The organism is Pseudomonas glycinis, from assembly GCF_054871425.1.
Window position 1 is genome coordinate 165,980 of the sequence record NZ_JBTYHF010000009.1, and the last position, 14,434, is coordinate 180,413.

14 protein-coding genes are annotated in these 14,434 nt (G+C 61.0%); 11 read left to right on the forward strand and 3 right to left on the reverse strand.

What is annotated here, in order from left to right:
* Positions 1–140: 140 nt before the first annotated feature.
* Positions 141–695 carry a tetratricopeptide repeat protein gene (locus tag ACYSTU_RS21460; RefSeq protein WP_016773046.1) on the forward strand — a complete coding sequence of 185 codons (555 nt, stop codon included), beginning with the start codon at positions 141–143 and terminating at the stop codon, positions 693–695.
* A gap of 190 nt (positions 696–885) precedes the next feature.
* On the opposite strand, the gene ACYSTU_RS21465 is transcribed toward ACYSTU_RS21460, so the two are convergent.
* Positions 886–1,215: a DUF1820 family protein gene (locus ACYSTU_RS21465; protein ID WP_016773045.1), complete on the reverse strand. Its 330-nt coding sequence runs from the start codon at positions 1,213–1,215 to the stop codon at positions 886–888.
* Between the two features lie 132 nt (positions 1,216–1,347).
* Between ACYSTU_RS21465 and miaB the strand changes: the two genes are divergently transcribed.
* From miaB to lnt, 5 genes are all read left to right on the forward strand, one after another.
* Positions 1,348–2,676, forward strand: coding sequence for a tRNA (N6-isopentenyl adenosine(37)-C2)-methylthiotransferase MiaB (gene miaB, locus ACYSTU_RS21470; protein WP_016773044.1), 1,329 nt, complete (start codon positions 1,348–1,350; stop codon positions 2,674–2,676).
* 214 nt (positions 2,677–2,890) lie between these two features.
* Entirely contained in the window at positions 2,891–3,883 is a 993-nt protein-coding gene (locus ACYSTU_RS21475; RefSeq protein WP_016773043.1) for a PhoH family protein, read from the forward strand.
* The gene (ybeY, locus tag ACYSTU_RS21480) at positions 3,876–4,370 is read left to right on the forward strand and encodes an rRNA maturation RNase YbeY (RefSeq protein WP_016773042.1); all 495 of its coding nucleotides are present in this window, start codon (positions 3,876–3,878) and stop codon (positions 4,368–4,370) included. Before ACYSTU_RS21475 ends, ybeY begins: the two co-directional genes overlap by 8 nt.
* A 5-nt stretch (positions 4,371–4,375) precedes the next feature.
* A complete protein-coding gene (locus ACYSTU_RS21485) occupies positions 4,376–5,215 on the forward strand; it encodes a CorC family transporter (RefSeq protein ID WP_122610970.1) in 840 nt (279 codons plus the stop codon).
* A gap of 14 nt (positions 5,216–5,229) precedes the next feature.
* Positions 5,230–6,753 (forward strand): apolipoprotein N-acyltransferase, encoded by a 1,524-nt coding sequence (gene lnt / locus ACYSTU_RS21490; RefSeq protein ID WP_016773040.1) that lies wholly within the window; start codon positions 5,230–5,232, stop codon positions 6,751–6,753.
* Positions 6,754–6,869: 116 nt separating this feature from the next.
* Here lnt and ACYSTU_RS21495 read toward each other — a convergent pair whose 3' ends face one another.
* Together ACYSTU_RS21495 and ACYSTU_RS21500 are read right to left on the reverse strand one after the other, a co-directional pair.
* The gene (locus tag ACYSTU_RS21495; RefSeq protein ID WP_123443277.1) at positions 6,870–7,631 is read right to left on the reverse strand and encodes a YdcF family protein; all 762 of its coding nucleotides are present in this window, start codon (positions 7,629–7,631) and stop codon (positions 6,870–6,872) included.
* Positions 7,632–7,735: 104 nt separating this feature from the next.
* Positions 7,736–8,059 (reverse strand): hypothetical protein, encoded by a 324-nt coding sequence (locus tag ACYSTU_RS21500; protein ID WP_024014441.1) that lies wholly within the window; start codon positions 8,057–8,059, stop codon positions 7,736–7,738.
* Between the two features lie 255 nt (positions 8,060–8,314).
* Between ACYSTU_RS21500 and leuS the strand changes: the two genes are divergently transcribed.
* The 5 genes from leuS (at position 8,315) to ACYSTU_RS21525 (ending at position 14,422) form a co-directional block, all read left to right on the forward strand.
* Complete coding sequence (gene leuS / locus ACYSTU_RS21505; protein WP_499001493.1) at positions 8,315–10,921, forward strand: leucine--tRNA ligase; 2,607 nt, start codon at positions 8,315–8,317, stop codon at positions 10,919–10,921.
* Positions 10,922–11,009: 88 nt separating this feature from the next.
* Entirely contained in the window at positions 11,010–11,615 is a 606-nt protein-coding gene (locus tag ACYSTU_RS21510; protein WP_016773037.1) for an LPS-assembly lipoprotein LptE, read from the forward strand.
* Positions 11,616–11,654: 39 nt separating this feature from the next.
* The gene (gene holA / locus ACYSTU_RS21515; RefSeq protein WP_499001497.1) at positions 11,655–12,692 is read left to right on the forward strand and encodes a DNA polymerase III subunit delta; all 1,038 of its coding nucleotides are present in this window, start codon (positions 11,655–11,657) and stop codon (positions 12,690–12,692) included.
* Between the two features lie 182 nt (positions 12,693–12,874).
* The gene (gene arfA / locus ACYSTU_RS21520) at positions 12,875–13,039 is read left to right on the forward strand and encodes an alternative ribosome rescue factor ArfA (protein WP_016773035.1); all 165 of its coding nucleotides are present in this window, start codon (positions 12,875–12,877) and stop codon (positions 13,037–13,039) included.
* A gap of 60 nt (positions 13,040–13,099) precedes the next feature.
* On the forward strand, positions 13,100–14,422 hold the full coding sequence (locus ACYSTU_RS21525) for a lytic murein transglycosylase (protein ID WP_016773034.1): 1,323 nt from the start codon (positions 13,100–13,102) through the stop codon (positions 14,420–14,422).
* Positions 14,423–14,434 lie beyond the last annotated feature (12 nt).

The window sequence follows — 14,434 nt, forward strand, 5'->3', positions numbered from 1 at the left end:
TGCCTGAATCGGGCGATATATTCCCCACGCAGCAGAAAAACGAGTAAAGACTTTGTAAGGTTGGCCCTGCTTATTTCATAATGCGCGCTTATTGGATCCCTCGACGGGTCCGCGTGCCCTTCAGAGGTAAGTCGATTCCCATGAACCGCACCGGCCGCACCCTTGCATTGGGCTGCCTGTTGCTCCTTCAGCCCCTGCTCGCGCATGCACAAGCAGGCGGCAACTCGTTGTTGATCCCGGCGATGGGTCGTTGCACCCTCAATACTCAGCCGCAAGACGTCACGCAGGCATTGGCCGCCTGCCAGAAAGCGGCGGACGAAGGGGACGCGCAAGCGCAGTACGAGTTGGGTGAGTTCTACTACGACGGCAAGAACGCGCCGCGCGACCTCAATCAAGCCCTGAGCTATTTCGAAAAGGCCTCGCTGCAAGGCCACGCCCAGGCGCAATTCAAGCTCGGCAGCATGTTCTTCCACGGCGAAGGCGTGCAGGCCAACAATATCCAGGCCTACATCGTGCTGAAGATGGCAGCGGTCAACGGTGCTGAAGAGGCATTGGACACGGCTGACGAAGTCTCGGAAAAAATGTCCCGCGAAGATCTCGAAACCGCCACTCAGGTGCTCGGGCAGATTTTCCGCAAATACCTGATGGAACTGCAGAACGCCGACGGGCGCACGCCATTCTCCCCACTGCCCTAAAGGCTGGGGAGATGACCTGTGGCGAGGGGATTCATCCCCGTTGGGCTGCGAAGCAGCCCCAAACCCTGCAACCCGGTTCTGTCTGACACATATTGCTGGATGGATTGCGACTGCTTCGCAGCCGAGCGGGGCGGTGCGACGTTTCGCTAAATCCCCTCGCCACAACATCATTCCAAATCCAAAGCTGTGCTTACTTCTCAGGCATCGGCATCGGAAACGGCATGACATTGCCGACCGCGCCCCGGGCCTCGCTGATTTTCGGCGTGCCCAGACGTTCCACTTCGTCGATGCGCACGATCGAATGCATCGGTACAAAGCTGCGCACCACGCCTTCGAATTGCGCCTTGAGCTTCTCTTCACTCGGATCGACGACCATTTGCGTACGCTCGCCAAAGACGAATTCTTCAACTTCCAGGAAACCCCACAGATCACTTTGATAGATCTGCTTGGCGTACATTTCGAACACCTGGCCCTGGTTGAGGAAAATCACCTTGTAGATTGGAGCTTCGCGTTTGGTCATGGCGGGCGGATAACATCGGGGTAAAAATGAGGGCGCGAACTATAGCATAGCCACCGGACGCACAGCGGTAGGAACCTGATGGCTTGTTCCCTATAATGCGCGGTTCTTTGAATCACGTGACGACCCGAATCCATGGCCAAGAAGCTTTACATCGAAACCCACGGTTGCCAGATGAACGAGTACGACAGCTCGCGCATGGTCGATCTGCTGGGCGAACATCAGGCCCTGGAAGTCACCGCTCGCGCGGAAGACGCCGACGTGATTCTGCTCAATACCTGCTCGATCCGCGAACGCGCGCAAGACCGCGTGTATTCGCAACTCGGCCGCTGGCGCGAACTGAAGCTGGCCAACCCCGATATGGTCATCGCCGTCGGCGGTTGCGTGGCCAGTCAGGAAGGGGCGGCGATCCGCGATCGCGCTCCGTACGTTGACGTGGTGTTCGGCCCGCAGACCCTGCACCGTCTGCCGGAAATGATCGACGCCGCGCGCAGCAGCAAGCTGCCGCAGGTCGACGTGTCGTTCCCGGAAATCGAAAAATTCGACCACCTGCCGGAGCCGCGTATCGACGGCCCGAGCGCTTATGTGTCAGTGATGGAAGGTTGCAGCAAGTACTGCACGTTCTGCGTGGTGCCGTATACCCGTGGCGAAGAGGTCAGCCGACCGTTCGACGACGTGATCGCGGAAATCATTCACCTGGCCGAACACGGCGTGCGTGAAGTGACCTTGCTCGGGCAGAACGTCAACGGCTATCGCGGCCAGACCCACGACGGTCGCCTGGCCGACCTGGCCGAGCTGATTCGCGTGGTCGCCGCTGTCGATGGCATCGACCGCATCCGCTACACCACGTCGCACCCGCTGGAGTTCTCCGACAGCCTGATTCAGGCCCACGCCGAAGTGCCGGAACTGGTCAAGCACTTGCACTTGCCAGTGCAGTCGGGCTCGGACCGAATTCTCGCGGCGATGAAGCGCAACCACACGGCGCTGGAGTACAAATCCAAGCTGCGCAAATTGCGCGCCGCCGTACCGGGGATCTGCATCAGTTCGGACTTCATCGTCGGCTTCCCGGGCGAGACCGAGAAAGACTTCGAGCAGACCATGAAGCTGATTGCCGATGTCGGCTTCGATTTCTCCTACTCGTTCGTCTACAGCCAGCGCCCGGGCACGCCCGCTGCCGATCTGGCCGACGACACCCCGGAAGAATTGAAGAAAGAACGTCTGAACGCGCTGCAACATCGTTTGAATCAGCAGGGCTTCGAAATCAGCCGACAAATGGTCGGTTCGATCCAGCGCATTCTGGTGACCGATTACTCGAAGAAAGACCCGGGCGAGCTGCAGGGCCGCACCGAGAATAACCGTATCGTCAACTTTCGCTGCGACAATCCTACTCTGATCGGCCAGTTCGCCGACGTGCACATCGACGCCGCGCAACCGCACTCACTGCGTGGTTCTTTAATTCAATAACGCCGCATTTCTCCTGTGGGAGCGAGCCTGCTCGCGAAGGCGGTCTGTCAGACACATCAATTTTGAATGTGTCGCCGCCTTCGCGAGCAGGCTCGCTCCCACAGGTAAAGCGCAGCGGCGCTGATCGGCTGAGATATTTAAGAGCTTTCGCACCCACGCCACTGGCGTTATCCTTGATTTCATCCTAATTGCCCCAGGGCGGCTAAATACGACCTTGAACGCACCCATCGAACCACATCGTTTTCTCCTCGAGCCTTTTGAGGCTCGCCGCTTCGCCAATCTGTGCGGGCAATTCGACGAGCATTTGCGCTTGATCGAACAGCGCCTGGCCATCGAGATCCGCAATCGCGGAAACCAGTTCGAGTTGATTGGCGATCCAAAACTCACCACGTCCGCGGAAAACCTGCTGCGCCGCCTGTACCGCGAAACTAAGGGTACCGAGCTGTCGCCAGACCTGGTGCACCTGTTCATTCAGGAATCAGCAGATATCGACAACCCGGCCCCTGCCGAAGCGACCGTCGCCCTGCGCACCAAGAAAGGCATGATTCGCCCACGCGGCTTGAATCAGCAGCGCTACGTGAAGGAAATCCTCGGCAACGACATCAATTTCGGCATCGGCCCGGCCGGTACCGGCAAGACCTATCTGGCCGTGGCCTGCGCGGTAGATGCGCTGGAGCGCGAGCAGATCCGCCGCATCCTGCTGGTGCGTCCGGCGGTCGAAGCGGGGGAAAAACTCGGCTTCCTGCCCGGCGACCTGTCGCAGAAGATCGACCCGTACCTGCGCCCGCTCTACGACGCGCTGTACGAAATGCTCGGTTTCGAATACGTCGCCAAGCTGATCGAGAAACAGGTGATCGAAGTCGCGCCGCTGGCCTACATGCGCGGTCGTACGCTGAACAACAGCTTCATCATTCTCGACGAGAGCCAGAACACCACCGTCGAGCAGATGAAGATGTTCCTCACGCGCATCGGCTTCGGCTCCACCGCCGTGATCACCGGCGACATCACTCAGGTCGACCTGCCGCGCGGCACCAAGTCCGGCCTGCACCATGTGATCGAAGTGCTCAAAGACGTGCCGGGCATCAGCTTCACCCATTTCCAGCCCAAAGACGTCGTGCGCCACCCGTTGGTGCAGCGGATCGTCGAGGCCTACGAGCGCTTCGAGACCCGTGCCGAAGCTGCGAAGGAAGCCTCGCGCGATGCTTGAGCTGGATCTGCAAATCGCCACCGAGGCCAGCGCGCCGAGTGAAGCCGAGTTCCGCCAGTGGTGCGAACTGGCCCTGCGCCAGCGCAGCGCTGATTCGGAAATGACCATTCGTCTGGTCGACGAGGAAGAAGGCCGCGAGCTCAATCACACCTGGCGCCACAAGGACTACGCGACCAATGTGTTGTCGTTCCCGGCGGAAGTGCCTGACGAGTTTCTCGATATTCCGCTGCTCGGCGATCTGGTGATCTGCGTGGCCGTGGTCGAACGCGAAGCCGCCGAGCAGGGCAAGGAACTAAAGGCCCACTGGGCACATCTGGTCATTCACGGTTGCTTGCATCTGCTCGGTTACGACCATATAGATGACGACGAAGCCGAAGAAATGGAAGCACTGGAACGCGAGTTGCTTGCTGAACTGGGCTATCCCGATCCGTACGCGGATGACGAAACCGAACACTCCCCCATCGTTACAACAAAGGATTCAGAGTAATCGCTATGAGCGAAGATCGATCGAGCAACGGGCAGAAGTCATGGCTGGGTAAACTGACCCAGGCTTTTGCCCACGAGCCGAAGAACCGTCAGGAGCTCCTCGAGCTGCTGCGTGATGCACATCAGAACAAACTGCTGGACAGCGAAGCGCTGGCCATCGTCGAAGGCGCCATCCAGGTGGCTGACCTGCAAGTGCGCGACATCATGGTGCCGCGCTCGCAGATGATCAGCATCAAGGCGACCCAGACACCCCGCGAATTCCTCCCTGCCGTGGTCGACTCGGCCCACTCGCGCTATCCGGTCATCGGCGAAAGCCACGACGACGTGATGGGCGTGCTGCTGGCCAAGGATCTGCTGCCGCTGATCCTCAAGGAGAACGGCGACAGCTTCAACATCAAGGACCTGCTGCGCCCGGCCACCTTCGTGCCGGAGTCCAAGCGTCTGAACGTGTTGCTGCGTGAATTCCGCGCCAACCACAACCACATGGCGATCGTCATCGACGAGTACGGCGGCGTCGCCGGTCTAGTGACCATCGAAGACGTGCTCGAGCAGATCGTCGGCGACATCGAGGACGAGCACGACGTCGAAGAAGACAGCTACATCAAGCCGCTGCCCAGCGGTGACTTCCTGATCAAGGCGCTGACGCCGATCGAGAACTTCAATGAGTTCTTCGACAGCGAGTTCTCCGACGACGAGTTCGACACCGTCGGCGGTCTGGTGATGAGCGCGTTCGGCCACTTGCCAAAACGCAACGAAACCACTGAAATCGGCGCTTATCGTTTCCGCATCCTGAACGCCGACAGCCGTCGGATTCATTTGCTGCGACTGACGCCTATCGCTCGTTAATTCTAAGGACTGAAATGCGCTGGACAACCCGCCCCGGCTGGCCCGGTAACCTGCTGGCCGTGGCGGCCGGTGCAATTACCACCTTCGCTCTGGCACCTTTCAACATCTGGCCGCTGGCTTTGCTCGCGGTCGGTTTGTTCTACGCCGGTTTGCGTGAGCTGAGCCCGCGTCAGGCGCTCGGCCGTGGCTGGTGCTTCGGCTTCGGCCTGTTCGGTGCCGGCACCAGTTGGATCTATTACAGCATCCACCACTTTGGTGGCGCTTCGGTGTTGCTCGCCGGGTTCCTGATGCTGCTGTTCACCGCGGCGATTGCCTGGTTCTTCGCCCTGCCCGCGTGGCTGTGGGCGCGCTGGTTGCGGCGTAACGAAGCACCGCTGGCAGATGCCTTGGCCTTTGCTGCGCTGTGGGTCGGCCAGGAAGCGTTTCGCGGCTGGTTCCTTACCGGTTTCCCGTGGCTTTATTCCGGTTACAGCCAGCTCGACGGCCCGCTGGCCGGGCTCGCTCCGGTGGGCGGCATGTGGCTGGTATCGTTTGTTCTGGCACTTACCGCAGCGCTGATCTACAACGCGTCGCGCTTGTTGCAGGCGCGACGCAAGGGTTTCATCGCGGCCGGTGTGGTACTTCTGGCGGGGCCTTGGGTAGCAGGCATCGCCCTCAAAGGCCACGCGTGGACCAGCCCGTCCGGCGCACCGCTGACCGTGGCCGCAATTCAGGGCAACGTCGCGCAGAGCATGAAATGGGACCCGGCCGAGCTCAACGCGCAACTGGCGCTGTACCGTGATCTGAGTTTCCGCTCCAAACCGGTCGATCTGCTGATCTGGCCGGAAACCGCCGTGCCGGTGTTGAAGGAGTCCGCCGAGGGCTACCTGACGATGATGGGCAACTTCGCCGCCGAGCGTAAATCAGCGTTGATCACCGGTGTGCCGATCCGCCAGACCGTGCATCACGAACGGCGCTTCTTCAACGGCATCACCGTGGTCGGCGAAGGCGACGGCACTTACCTGAAGCAGAAACTGGTGCCGTTCGGCGAATACGTGCCGTTGCAGGATGTGTTGCGCGGTTTGATCGCGTTCTTCGACCTGCCGATGTCGGACTTCGCGCGCGGCCCGTCGGATCAAGCGCTCTTGCAAGCCAAGGGTTACCAGATCGCACCGTTTATCTGCTACGAAGTGGTCTATCCGGAATTCGCCGCTGGCCTGTCGGCACGCAGTGATCTGTTGCTGACGATCAGCAACGACACCTGGTTCGGCACGTCCATCGGCCCGCTGCAGCATTTGCAGATGGCGCAGATGCGCGCGCTGGAAGCCGGACGCTGGATGATCCGCGCGACCAACAACGGCGTTACCGGCCTGATCAATCCGTTCGGGCAGATCACCGAACAGATTCCGCAGTTCGAACAAGGCGTGTTGTATGGCGAAGTGGTGCCGATGCACGACCTGACGCCATATCTGCAATGGCGTTCGTGGCCGCTGATCGTGTTGTGCCTGCTGCTGTTTGGCTGGGCGCTGATGGCCAGCCGCATGTCGAAGACCCTCTGAGAAATGTGGCGAGGGGATTTATCCCCGCTGGAGTGCGCAGCAGTCCCCTCTTCTGAAGGTAAGAGAGGGGCCGCTACGCGCGCCATCGGGGATAAATCCCCTCGCCACAATGATCTTCAGCGGTAAAACAACGAATACCCCACCTGCCCCACCGCTTCATTGAGCAACTGCCCGCTCTGCCAGATCGACTTGAACTCCGGCAGCCAGCCGCCAAATGGCCGTGCGTTATCGGTACCGAGGAAACCCACCGGTGCCGGCACCACCTCAAAACCCGCCTGCTCAAAGCTCCACACCGCACGCGGCATGTGCCACGCCTGCGTCACCACGACGACGCGCTTGATCCCCTGCGGCAAGAGAATATCTGCCGTCATCTTCGCGTTCTCCCATGTGGTGCGGCTCTCGCCTTCCTGCCAGCGCACGCTCACGTCGAAGTCATCACGCAACGAATCCGCCATCAACTTCGCCTCGGTCGGGGGCGTGCCGTAATGCAGGCCGCCGCTGGTCAGAATCGGCAGGCCCGAGGCCTTGGCCAAGCGTGCGGCGTAACGCTGGCGCTCAAGGCCGACGCCGGTCGGCTGGTCTTCGCCCCAGGCCAGATCACCGCGCTCACGCCCCGAGCCCAGCACCACAATCGCATCGGCGCGTTGCGCCAGCGTTGCCCATTCCTGCCGCGCCAGCGGCGGCTCTCGTTCCAGCGCCTTGGCGCTCCACTGCACGACCACCGGCAGGCTCATCAGCCACAGGCCGCCAAAACCGAGGGCAAAACACACACCCGCCAGACGCGGCCGCGAGCGGCGCAGCCACCAGGCGGCCAGCAACAGCAGCAAAAGAATGCCGGGCGGCAGTAAAAGTTGTTTGATGAAATAGCGAAGGGGCATCGGGCATCTCCAAAGATGCCCGAAGCCTAAGAGTGTTGATTACGCGTTACAACCAGTAGGCCGGATCCGGTTGCAAAAGATCCGTTTCATGACCTGCCATGCGCTTACTTGGCCTGCACAGAACGCACCTTGCCGGTGTCTCTGCGCGGCGCCTTGTCCTTGAGCCAGATGACCTTGGCCGAATGTGCTGCATCGAGCTGCTTCACTGCTTGAGACAGGCATCCCTGCGTTTCACGTTCACTGCGATCCAGATAGGCCTTGACCAGTTTGAACTCGGCGGGACTCAAGCCACGCAATTCCAGTTCCAGGGGGCGCTCGTCGCGCAGCCGGTCAGCGGTTTTCACGGCGTCCAGCGCCATGCCCAGACGATCGATCAACCTTTCATACAACTCGGGTTTCGTTACGTTCTTTTTCCGTTGCTCCACCATCCCTCACCTCATTGAAGATAAGACTCACTCCCCAATTAGAGCTTAGCTTCGCTGCACGAACCGGCTACACGCCGCGACCAACGGCCCTCGTCGCCCAAAAGCTCGGGCAAACAGCTGTAATCAGGGTTTCCCTCGGCCAAGCGCGGTCATGTATGCTACGGCGCTTCCTGTCATTCCACTTCCAGCGCACCCGGGCCATCCCGGATGCCGCCGTCGAAGAGGATTAGGCCACCCCTATCCAGTACAAAAGTAGCCATGCACGAACAATATCAGCCACGTGAGATCGAAGCCGCCGCCCAGTCGTTCTGGGATGAGCAAAAGTCCTTTGAAGTCAGTGAACAGCCAGGCAAGGAAACCTACTACTGCCTGTCGATGTTCCCTTACCCCAGCGGCAAGCTGCACATGGGCCACGTGCGCAACTACACCATTGGCGACGTGATTTCGCGCTACCAGCGCATGCAGGGCAAGAATGTTCTGCAGCCCATGGGTTGGGATGCGTTCGGCATGCCGGCGGAAAACGCCGCAATGAAAAACAACGTAGCGCCCGCCAAGTGGACCTACGAGAACATCGCCTACATGAAGTCGCAGTTGCGCAGCCTCGGCCTCGCGGTGGACTGGTCCCGTGAAGTGACCACCTGCAAGCCGGACTACTACCGCTGGGAACAATGGCTGTTCACCCGCCTGTTCGAAAAAGGCGTGATCTACCGTAAAAACGGCACCGTGAACTGGGACCCGGTCGACCAGACCGTACTGGCCAACGAGCAAGTCATCGACGGCCGTGGCTGGCGCTCCGGCGCGCTGATCGAAAAGCGCGAAATCCCGATGTACTACTTCAAGATCACCGCTTACGCCGACGAGCTGCTGGAAAGCCTCGACGAACTGACTGGTTGGCCGGAACAGGTCAAGACCATGCAGCGCAACTGGATCGGCAAGTCCCGTGGCATGGAAGTGCAGTTCCCGTACAACGTCGATTCGATCGGCGAAGCCGGCACCCTGAAAGTCTTCACCACCCGTCCGGACACCCTGATGGGTGCGACCTACGTCGCCGTCGCTGCCGAGCACCCGCTGGCCACCCTGGCCGCGCAGAACAATCCCGAGCTGCAAGCGTTCATCGCTGAATGCAAGGGCGGCAGCGTCGCTGAAGCCGATGTCGCCACCCAGGAAAAGAAAGGCCTGCCGACCGGCCTGTTCGTCGAGCACCCGCTGACCGGCGAGAAGCTGCCGGTGTGGGTCGCCAACTACGTGCTGATGCACTACGGCGACGGCGCAGTCATGGCGGTGCCGGCGCACGACGAGCGCGATTTCGAATTCGCGCACAAGTACAACCTGCCGGTGAAATCGGTGGTGCGCACCAGCTCCGGTGATACCAACCCGGCGCCATGGCAGGACGCCTATGGCGAGCACGGCACGCTGATCAACTCCGGTGAGTTCGACGGCCTCGACTTCGCCGGCGCGTTCGACGCCATGGAAGTGGCCCTGATCAAGAAACAACTCGGCGCCTCGCGCACCCAGTTCCGCCTGCGCGACTGGGGCATCAGCCGCCAGCGCTACTGGGGCTGCCCGATCCCGATCATCCACTGCGCAACGTGCGGCGACGTGCCGGTGCCGGAAGATCAACTGCCTGTCGTTCTGCCGGAAGACGTGGTGCCGGACGGCGCCGGTTCGCCGCTGGCGCGCATGCCCGAGTTCTACGAATGCAGCTGCCCGAAATGCGGCGCGCCGGCCAAACGTGAAACCGACACCATGGACACCTTCGTCGAGTCGTCGTGGTACTACGCCCGCTACGCCTCGCCGCACTTTGAAGGTGGCCTGGTAGAAAAATCCGCCGCCGACCACTGGCTACCGGTGGATCAGTACATCGGTGGTATCGAACACGCCATTCTGCACCTGCTCTACGCGCGCTTCTTCCACAAGTTGATGCGCGACGAAGGTCTGGTCAGCTCCAACGAGCCGTTCAAGAACCTGCTGACCCAGGGCATGGTGATCGCCGAGACCTACTATCGTCGCGAAGCCAACGGTGCCTACACCTGGTTCAACCCGGCAGACGTGGAACTTGAGCGTGACAGCAAAGCCAAGGTCATCAGCGCCAAGCTGAAGTCCGACGGCCTGCCGGTGGAAATCGGCGGTACCGAGAAGATGGCCAAGTCGAAGAACAACGGCGTCGACCCGCAGTCGATGATCGACCAGTTCGGCGCCGACACCTGCCGCCTGTTCATGATGTTCGCCTCGCCGCCTGACATGAGCGCGGAATGGTCCGATTCCGGCGTTGAAGGTTCGCACCGTTTCCTCAAGCGCGTCTGGCGTCTGGCGCAAGCCCACGTGACCCAGGGCTTGCCGGGCAAGCTGGATATCGCCGCGCTGAACGACGAACAGAAAACCGTGCGTCGTGCGATTCACCTGGCGATCAAGCAGGCCAGCCATGACGTCGGCCAGAACCAAAAATTCAACACCGCCATCGCTCAGGTGATGACGCTGATGAACGTGCTGGAAAAAGCCGCCCAAGGCACCGAACAGGACCGCGCGCTGCTGCACGAAGGTCTGGAAGCGGTGACCCTGCTGCTGGCACCGATCACCCCGCACATCAGCCACGAACTGTGGAAGCAGTTGGGTCACGCCGATGCGGTGATCGATGCAGGCTGGCCGGCCGTGGACGAAAGTGCCTTGGTGCAGGACAACCTGACCCTGGTCATTCAGGTCAACGGCAAGCTGCGCGGGCAGCTCGAAATGCCGGCCAGCGCCACCCGCGAAGAGATCGAAGCCGCTGCACGCATCAACGAAAACGTGCTGCGTTTCGTCGACGGCCTGACCATTCGCAAAGTGATCGTGGTACCGGGCAAACTGGTCAACATCGTCGCCAGCTAAATTGGATCGGCTGCCAGGCTCGCCTGGCAGCCAGTAAAACCTTTCGGGCCGCAGAGTCGGCTCACCTGGTTTCAAGGGGAGCAACACAATGATCAAACGCAATCTGCTGGTGATGGGCCTCGCCGTTCTGCTGAGCGCCTGCGGTTTCCAGTTGCGTGGTACCGGCACCAACGAACTGTCGATCAAGGAAATCGACCTGAGCGCGCGTAACGCTTATGGCGAAACCGTAAGACAGCTGCGTCAGACGCTGGAGTCCAGCGGCGTCAAGGTCTACACAGGCGCGCCGTACAAGCTGTATCTGGCTGACGAACAGGAAAGCCAGCGCATTCTCAGCTATGCCGGTGCCGGGCGCACAGGCGAGTATCAGGTCAACACTGTGCTGAGCTATGACATCCGCGGCGACAAAGACCTGTCCCTGCTTAGCGACAAGCTCGAAGTGCAGAAGGTGTTCATTCACGACGGCAACAACCTCGTCGGCTCCGATCAGGAAGCCAACGACGCCCGTCATGAAATCCGTCGCGAGCTGGTGCAACGCATGATGCTGCGCCTGTCGCAGCTGACCCCGGGCCAGTTGCAGCAACTGCAGCAAACCGCCAACGACCGCGCCAAGGCTGAAGCCGATGCGCTGGAAGCGGCGCAAAAGGCTGAAGCGGAAACTCCGCGTCAGTCGCCGCTCGAAATCCCGCAGCAGTAAGACGGTCGGGGCGCTCAGGCGCCCCGCTCGCCCTTCTTTATGAAGCTCGCTCCCGCGCAACTCGGCAAACACCTGCAAGGCGCACTCGCGCCGGTCTACATCATCAGCGGCGATGATCCGTTGCTGTGTCAGGAAGCCGCCGACGCCATCCGCACCGCTGCCCGTCAGCAAGGTTTCGACGAACGTCAGGTCTTCGCCGCCGACGCCAATTTCGATTGGGGGACGTTGCTGCAGGCCGGCGCAAGCATGTCGCTGTTCGCCGAAAAACGCCTGCTGGAACTGCGCCTGCCGTCCGGTAAACCTGGCGACAAAGGCGCCGCTGCGCTGATCGAATACTGCTCACGCCCCGCTGAAGACACTGTCCTGCTGATCAGCTTGCCGAAGCTCGATGGCAGCGCGCAGAAAACCAAGTGGGGCAAGGCACTGGTCGAAGGCCAACAGACCCAGTTTGTGCAGATCTGGCCGGTGGATGCCAATCAGCTGCCGAGCTGGATTCGTCAGCGCCTGTCCCAGGCAGGCTTGTCGGCCTGTCAGGACGCCGTCGAATTGATTGCCGCGCGTGTCGAAGGCAACCTGCTCGCCGCCGCCCAGGAAATCGAAAAGCTCAAACTGATGGCCGAAGGTGGGCAGATCACCGTTGAAACCGTGCAGGCCGCCGTGGCCGACAGTGCCCGGTTTGACGTGTTCGGCCTGACCGACGCGGTACTCAACGGCGAACCGGCCCACGCCTTGCGCATGCTTGAGGGTTTGCGCGGCGAAGGCGTCGAACCGCCGGTGATCCTCTGGGCACTGGCGCGGGAGTTGCGCCTGTTGGCCAACATTTCCCTGCAATACAGCCAGGGCACGCCACTGGACAAGTGTTTCAGCCAGTCGAAACCGCCGGTCTGGGACAAGCGCAAGCCGCTGATGAGCAAGGCTTTGCAACGCTACTCGGCGCAACGCTGGGCGCAATTGCTGCTTGAAGCGCAGCGTATCGACGCGCAGATCAAGGGCCAGGCGGCGGGTTCGCCGTGGATGAGCTTGAGTCGTCTGGCGTTGTTGATGGCAGGCCAGCGCCTGGCACTTCCTGCCGAATAACCTGTTTCCCGCATAACGGCCATTCGCGAGCAAGCTCGCTCCCACATTGAAATGCATTCCAAATGTGGGAGCGAGCTTGCTCGCGAAAGCGCCAGAACATTCCTACACAACAGGCACTGGACAGACGCCCAACATCGGCAGATTATTTGCCGCGCCAAACCCACTCAATCCAGAGAACCCTCATGAGCAAAAAGCCAGCAAAGCATGGCCCCAACAAGGCCAAATCCATCGTCGCCCAGCCCTTGTTCCGCAGCCGCCAGGAACGACCAGCCAAGGGCAAAGGCAGCTACCGCCGCGAAGCCTTCCGGTCTGACAACCGGGAGGCTTTTTACTTTCTGGCTGCCTGAAGCGCACTACCCCTCGCTCATGTTAAGGTCTGCACCTGATTCGTTTCCCTGGAACTGTGCATGCCCCCAAGTCTTTCCCGTCGTTGGCCCGTGCGCCAATTGATCGCTGCCTCCAGCTTCATCCTGCTTGTCGCCTGCGCGGAAAAACCCACCGCCGCCGATGCACAACCGCTTCAAGCCGCCCCGGTTACCACGGCCCCAGCGATTATTCCGCCGGTAGTGCCGTCCGCCGACCCGCTCGATATTCAACCGACCCAGACCTTTGCCGAATGGCAGGCGGGCTTCCGCAAGGACGCCCTCGCCGCCGGGATTCGCCCCGAGCTGTTCGATCAGGCATTTGCCAATATCAGCTTCGATGCCAGCGTGATCCGTGCCGATCGCAGTCAGCCGGAGTTTTCCCGCCCGGTGTGGGAATACCTCGATGGTGCGCTGTCGCCATTGCGCGTCCGCAAGGGCCAGGCGTTGATCAATCAGTACGCCGACATTCTGCAAAGCATCGAGCAGCGTTATGGCGTTGATCGCCAGGCACTGGTGTCGGTGTGGGGCATGGAAAGCAATTTCGGTCAGTTTCAGGGCAGCAAGTCGGTGATCAACTCGCTGGCCACCCTTGCCTACGAAGGCCGTCGTCCGGGCTTTGCTCACGCGCAACTGATCGCCGCCCTGCAGATTCTGCAACAGGGCGATATCACCCCGGAGAAGATGCTCGGTTCCTGGGCCGGCGCGATGGGCCAGACCCAGTTCATTCCGACCACTTACAACACCCACGCCGTGGACTTTGATGGTGACGGTCGCCGCGACATCTGGGGCAGCCCCGCCGATGCGCTGGCCTCGACCGCGCATTACCTGCAAAGCTCGGGCTGGCAACGCGGCCAGCCGTGGGGTTTCGAAGTGCAATTGCCGAGCGGTTTCAACTACACGCTGGCCGATGGCGCGATTCGCAAAAGCGTCGCCGAATGGCGGCAACTGGGCGTGAACCTGCCCAATGGCGCGCAGGTGCCGGCCGGTTCCGAACAACTGTCCGCCGCCCTGCTGCTGCCGGCCGGTTATCGCGGCCCGGCGTTCCTGATCCTCGACAACTTCCGGGCGATTCTCAAGTACAACAATTCGTCGTCGTATGCGCTGGCGGTGAGCCTGTTGTCCGAGCGCTTTGAAGGCGCGGGCCTGATCAATGGCGACTGGCCGAAAGATGATCTGCCGCTGAGCCGCACCGAGCGCATCGAACTGCAGACGCTATTGAGCGCGCGTAATTACGACGCCGGCACAGCGGACGGGATTATCGGCGCCAATACCCGCAAGGCCATTCGCAGTGCCCAGCAGGCGCTGGGCTGGCCGGCGGATGGCTATCCGACGCACAAGTTGCTTGAGAGCCTGCGCGCTCAATAAAAGCATCGCGGG

Coding starts and splice junctions, on each gene's coding strand:
- ACYSTU_RS21460 (WP_016773046.1), top strand. CDS start 141: ATGAACCGCACCGGCCGCACCCTTGCATTGGGCTGCCTGTTGCTCCTT.
- ACYSTU_RS21465 (WP_016773045.1), bottom strand. CDS start 1,215: ATGACCAAACGCGAAGCTCCAATCTACAAGGTGATTTTCCTCAACCAG.
- miaB (WP_016773044.1), top strand. CDS start 1,348: ATGGCCAAGAAGCTTTACATCGAAACCCACGGTTGCCAGATGAACGAG.
- ybeY (WP_016773042.1), top strand. CDS start 3,876: ATGCTTGAGCTGGATCTGCAAATCGCCACCGAGGCCAGCGCGCCGAGT.
- ACYSTU_RS21485 (WP_122610970.1), top strand. CDS start 4,376: ATGAGCGAAGATCGATCGAGCAACGGGCAGAAGTCATGGCTGGGTAAA.
- lnt (WP_016773040.1), top strand. CDS start 5,230: ATGCGCTGGACAACCCGCCCCGGCTGGCCCGGTAACCTGCTGGCCGTG.
- ACYSTU_RS21495 (WP_123443277.1), bottom strand. CDS start 7,631: ATGCCCCTTCGCTATTTCATCAAACAACTTTTACTGCCGCCCGGCATT.
- ACYSTU_RS21500 (WP_024014441.1), bottom strand. CDS start 8,059: ATGGTGGAGCAACGGAAAAAGAACGTAACGAAACCCGAGTTGTATGAA.
- leuS (WP_499001493.1), top strand. CDS start 8,315: ATGCACGAACAATATCAGCCACGTGAGATCGAAGCCGCCGCCCAGTCG.
- ACYSTU_RS21510 (WP_016773037.1), top strand. CDS start 11,010: ATGATCAAACGCAATCTGCTGGTGATGGGCCTCGCCGTTCTGCTGAGC.
- holA (WP_499001497.1), top strand. CDS start 11,655: ATGAAGCTCGCTCCCGCGCAACTCGGCAAACACCTGCAAGGCGCACTC.
- arfA (WP_016773035.1), top strand. CDS start 12,875: ATGAGCAAAAAGCCAGCAAAGCATGGCCCCAACAAGGCCAAATCCATC.
- ACYSTU_RS21525 (WP_016773034.1), top strand. CDS start 13,100: ATGCCCCCAAGTCTTTCCCGTCGTTGGCCCGTGCGCCAATTGATCGCT.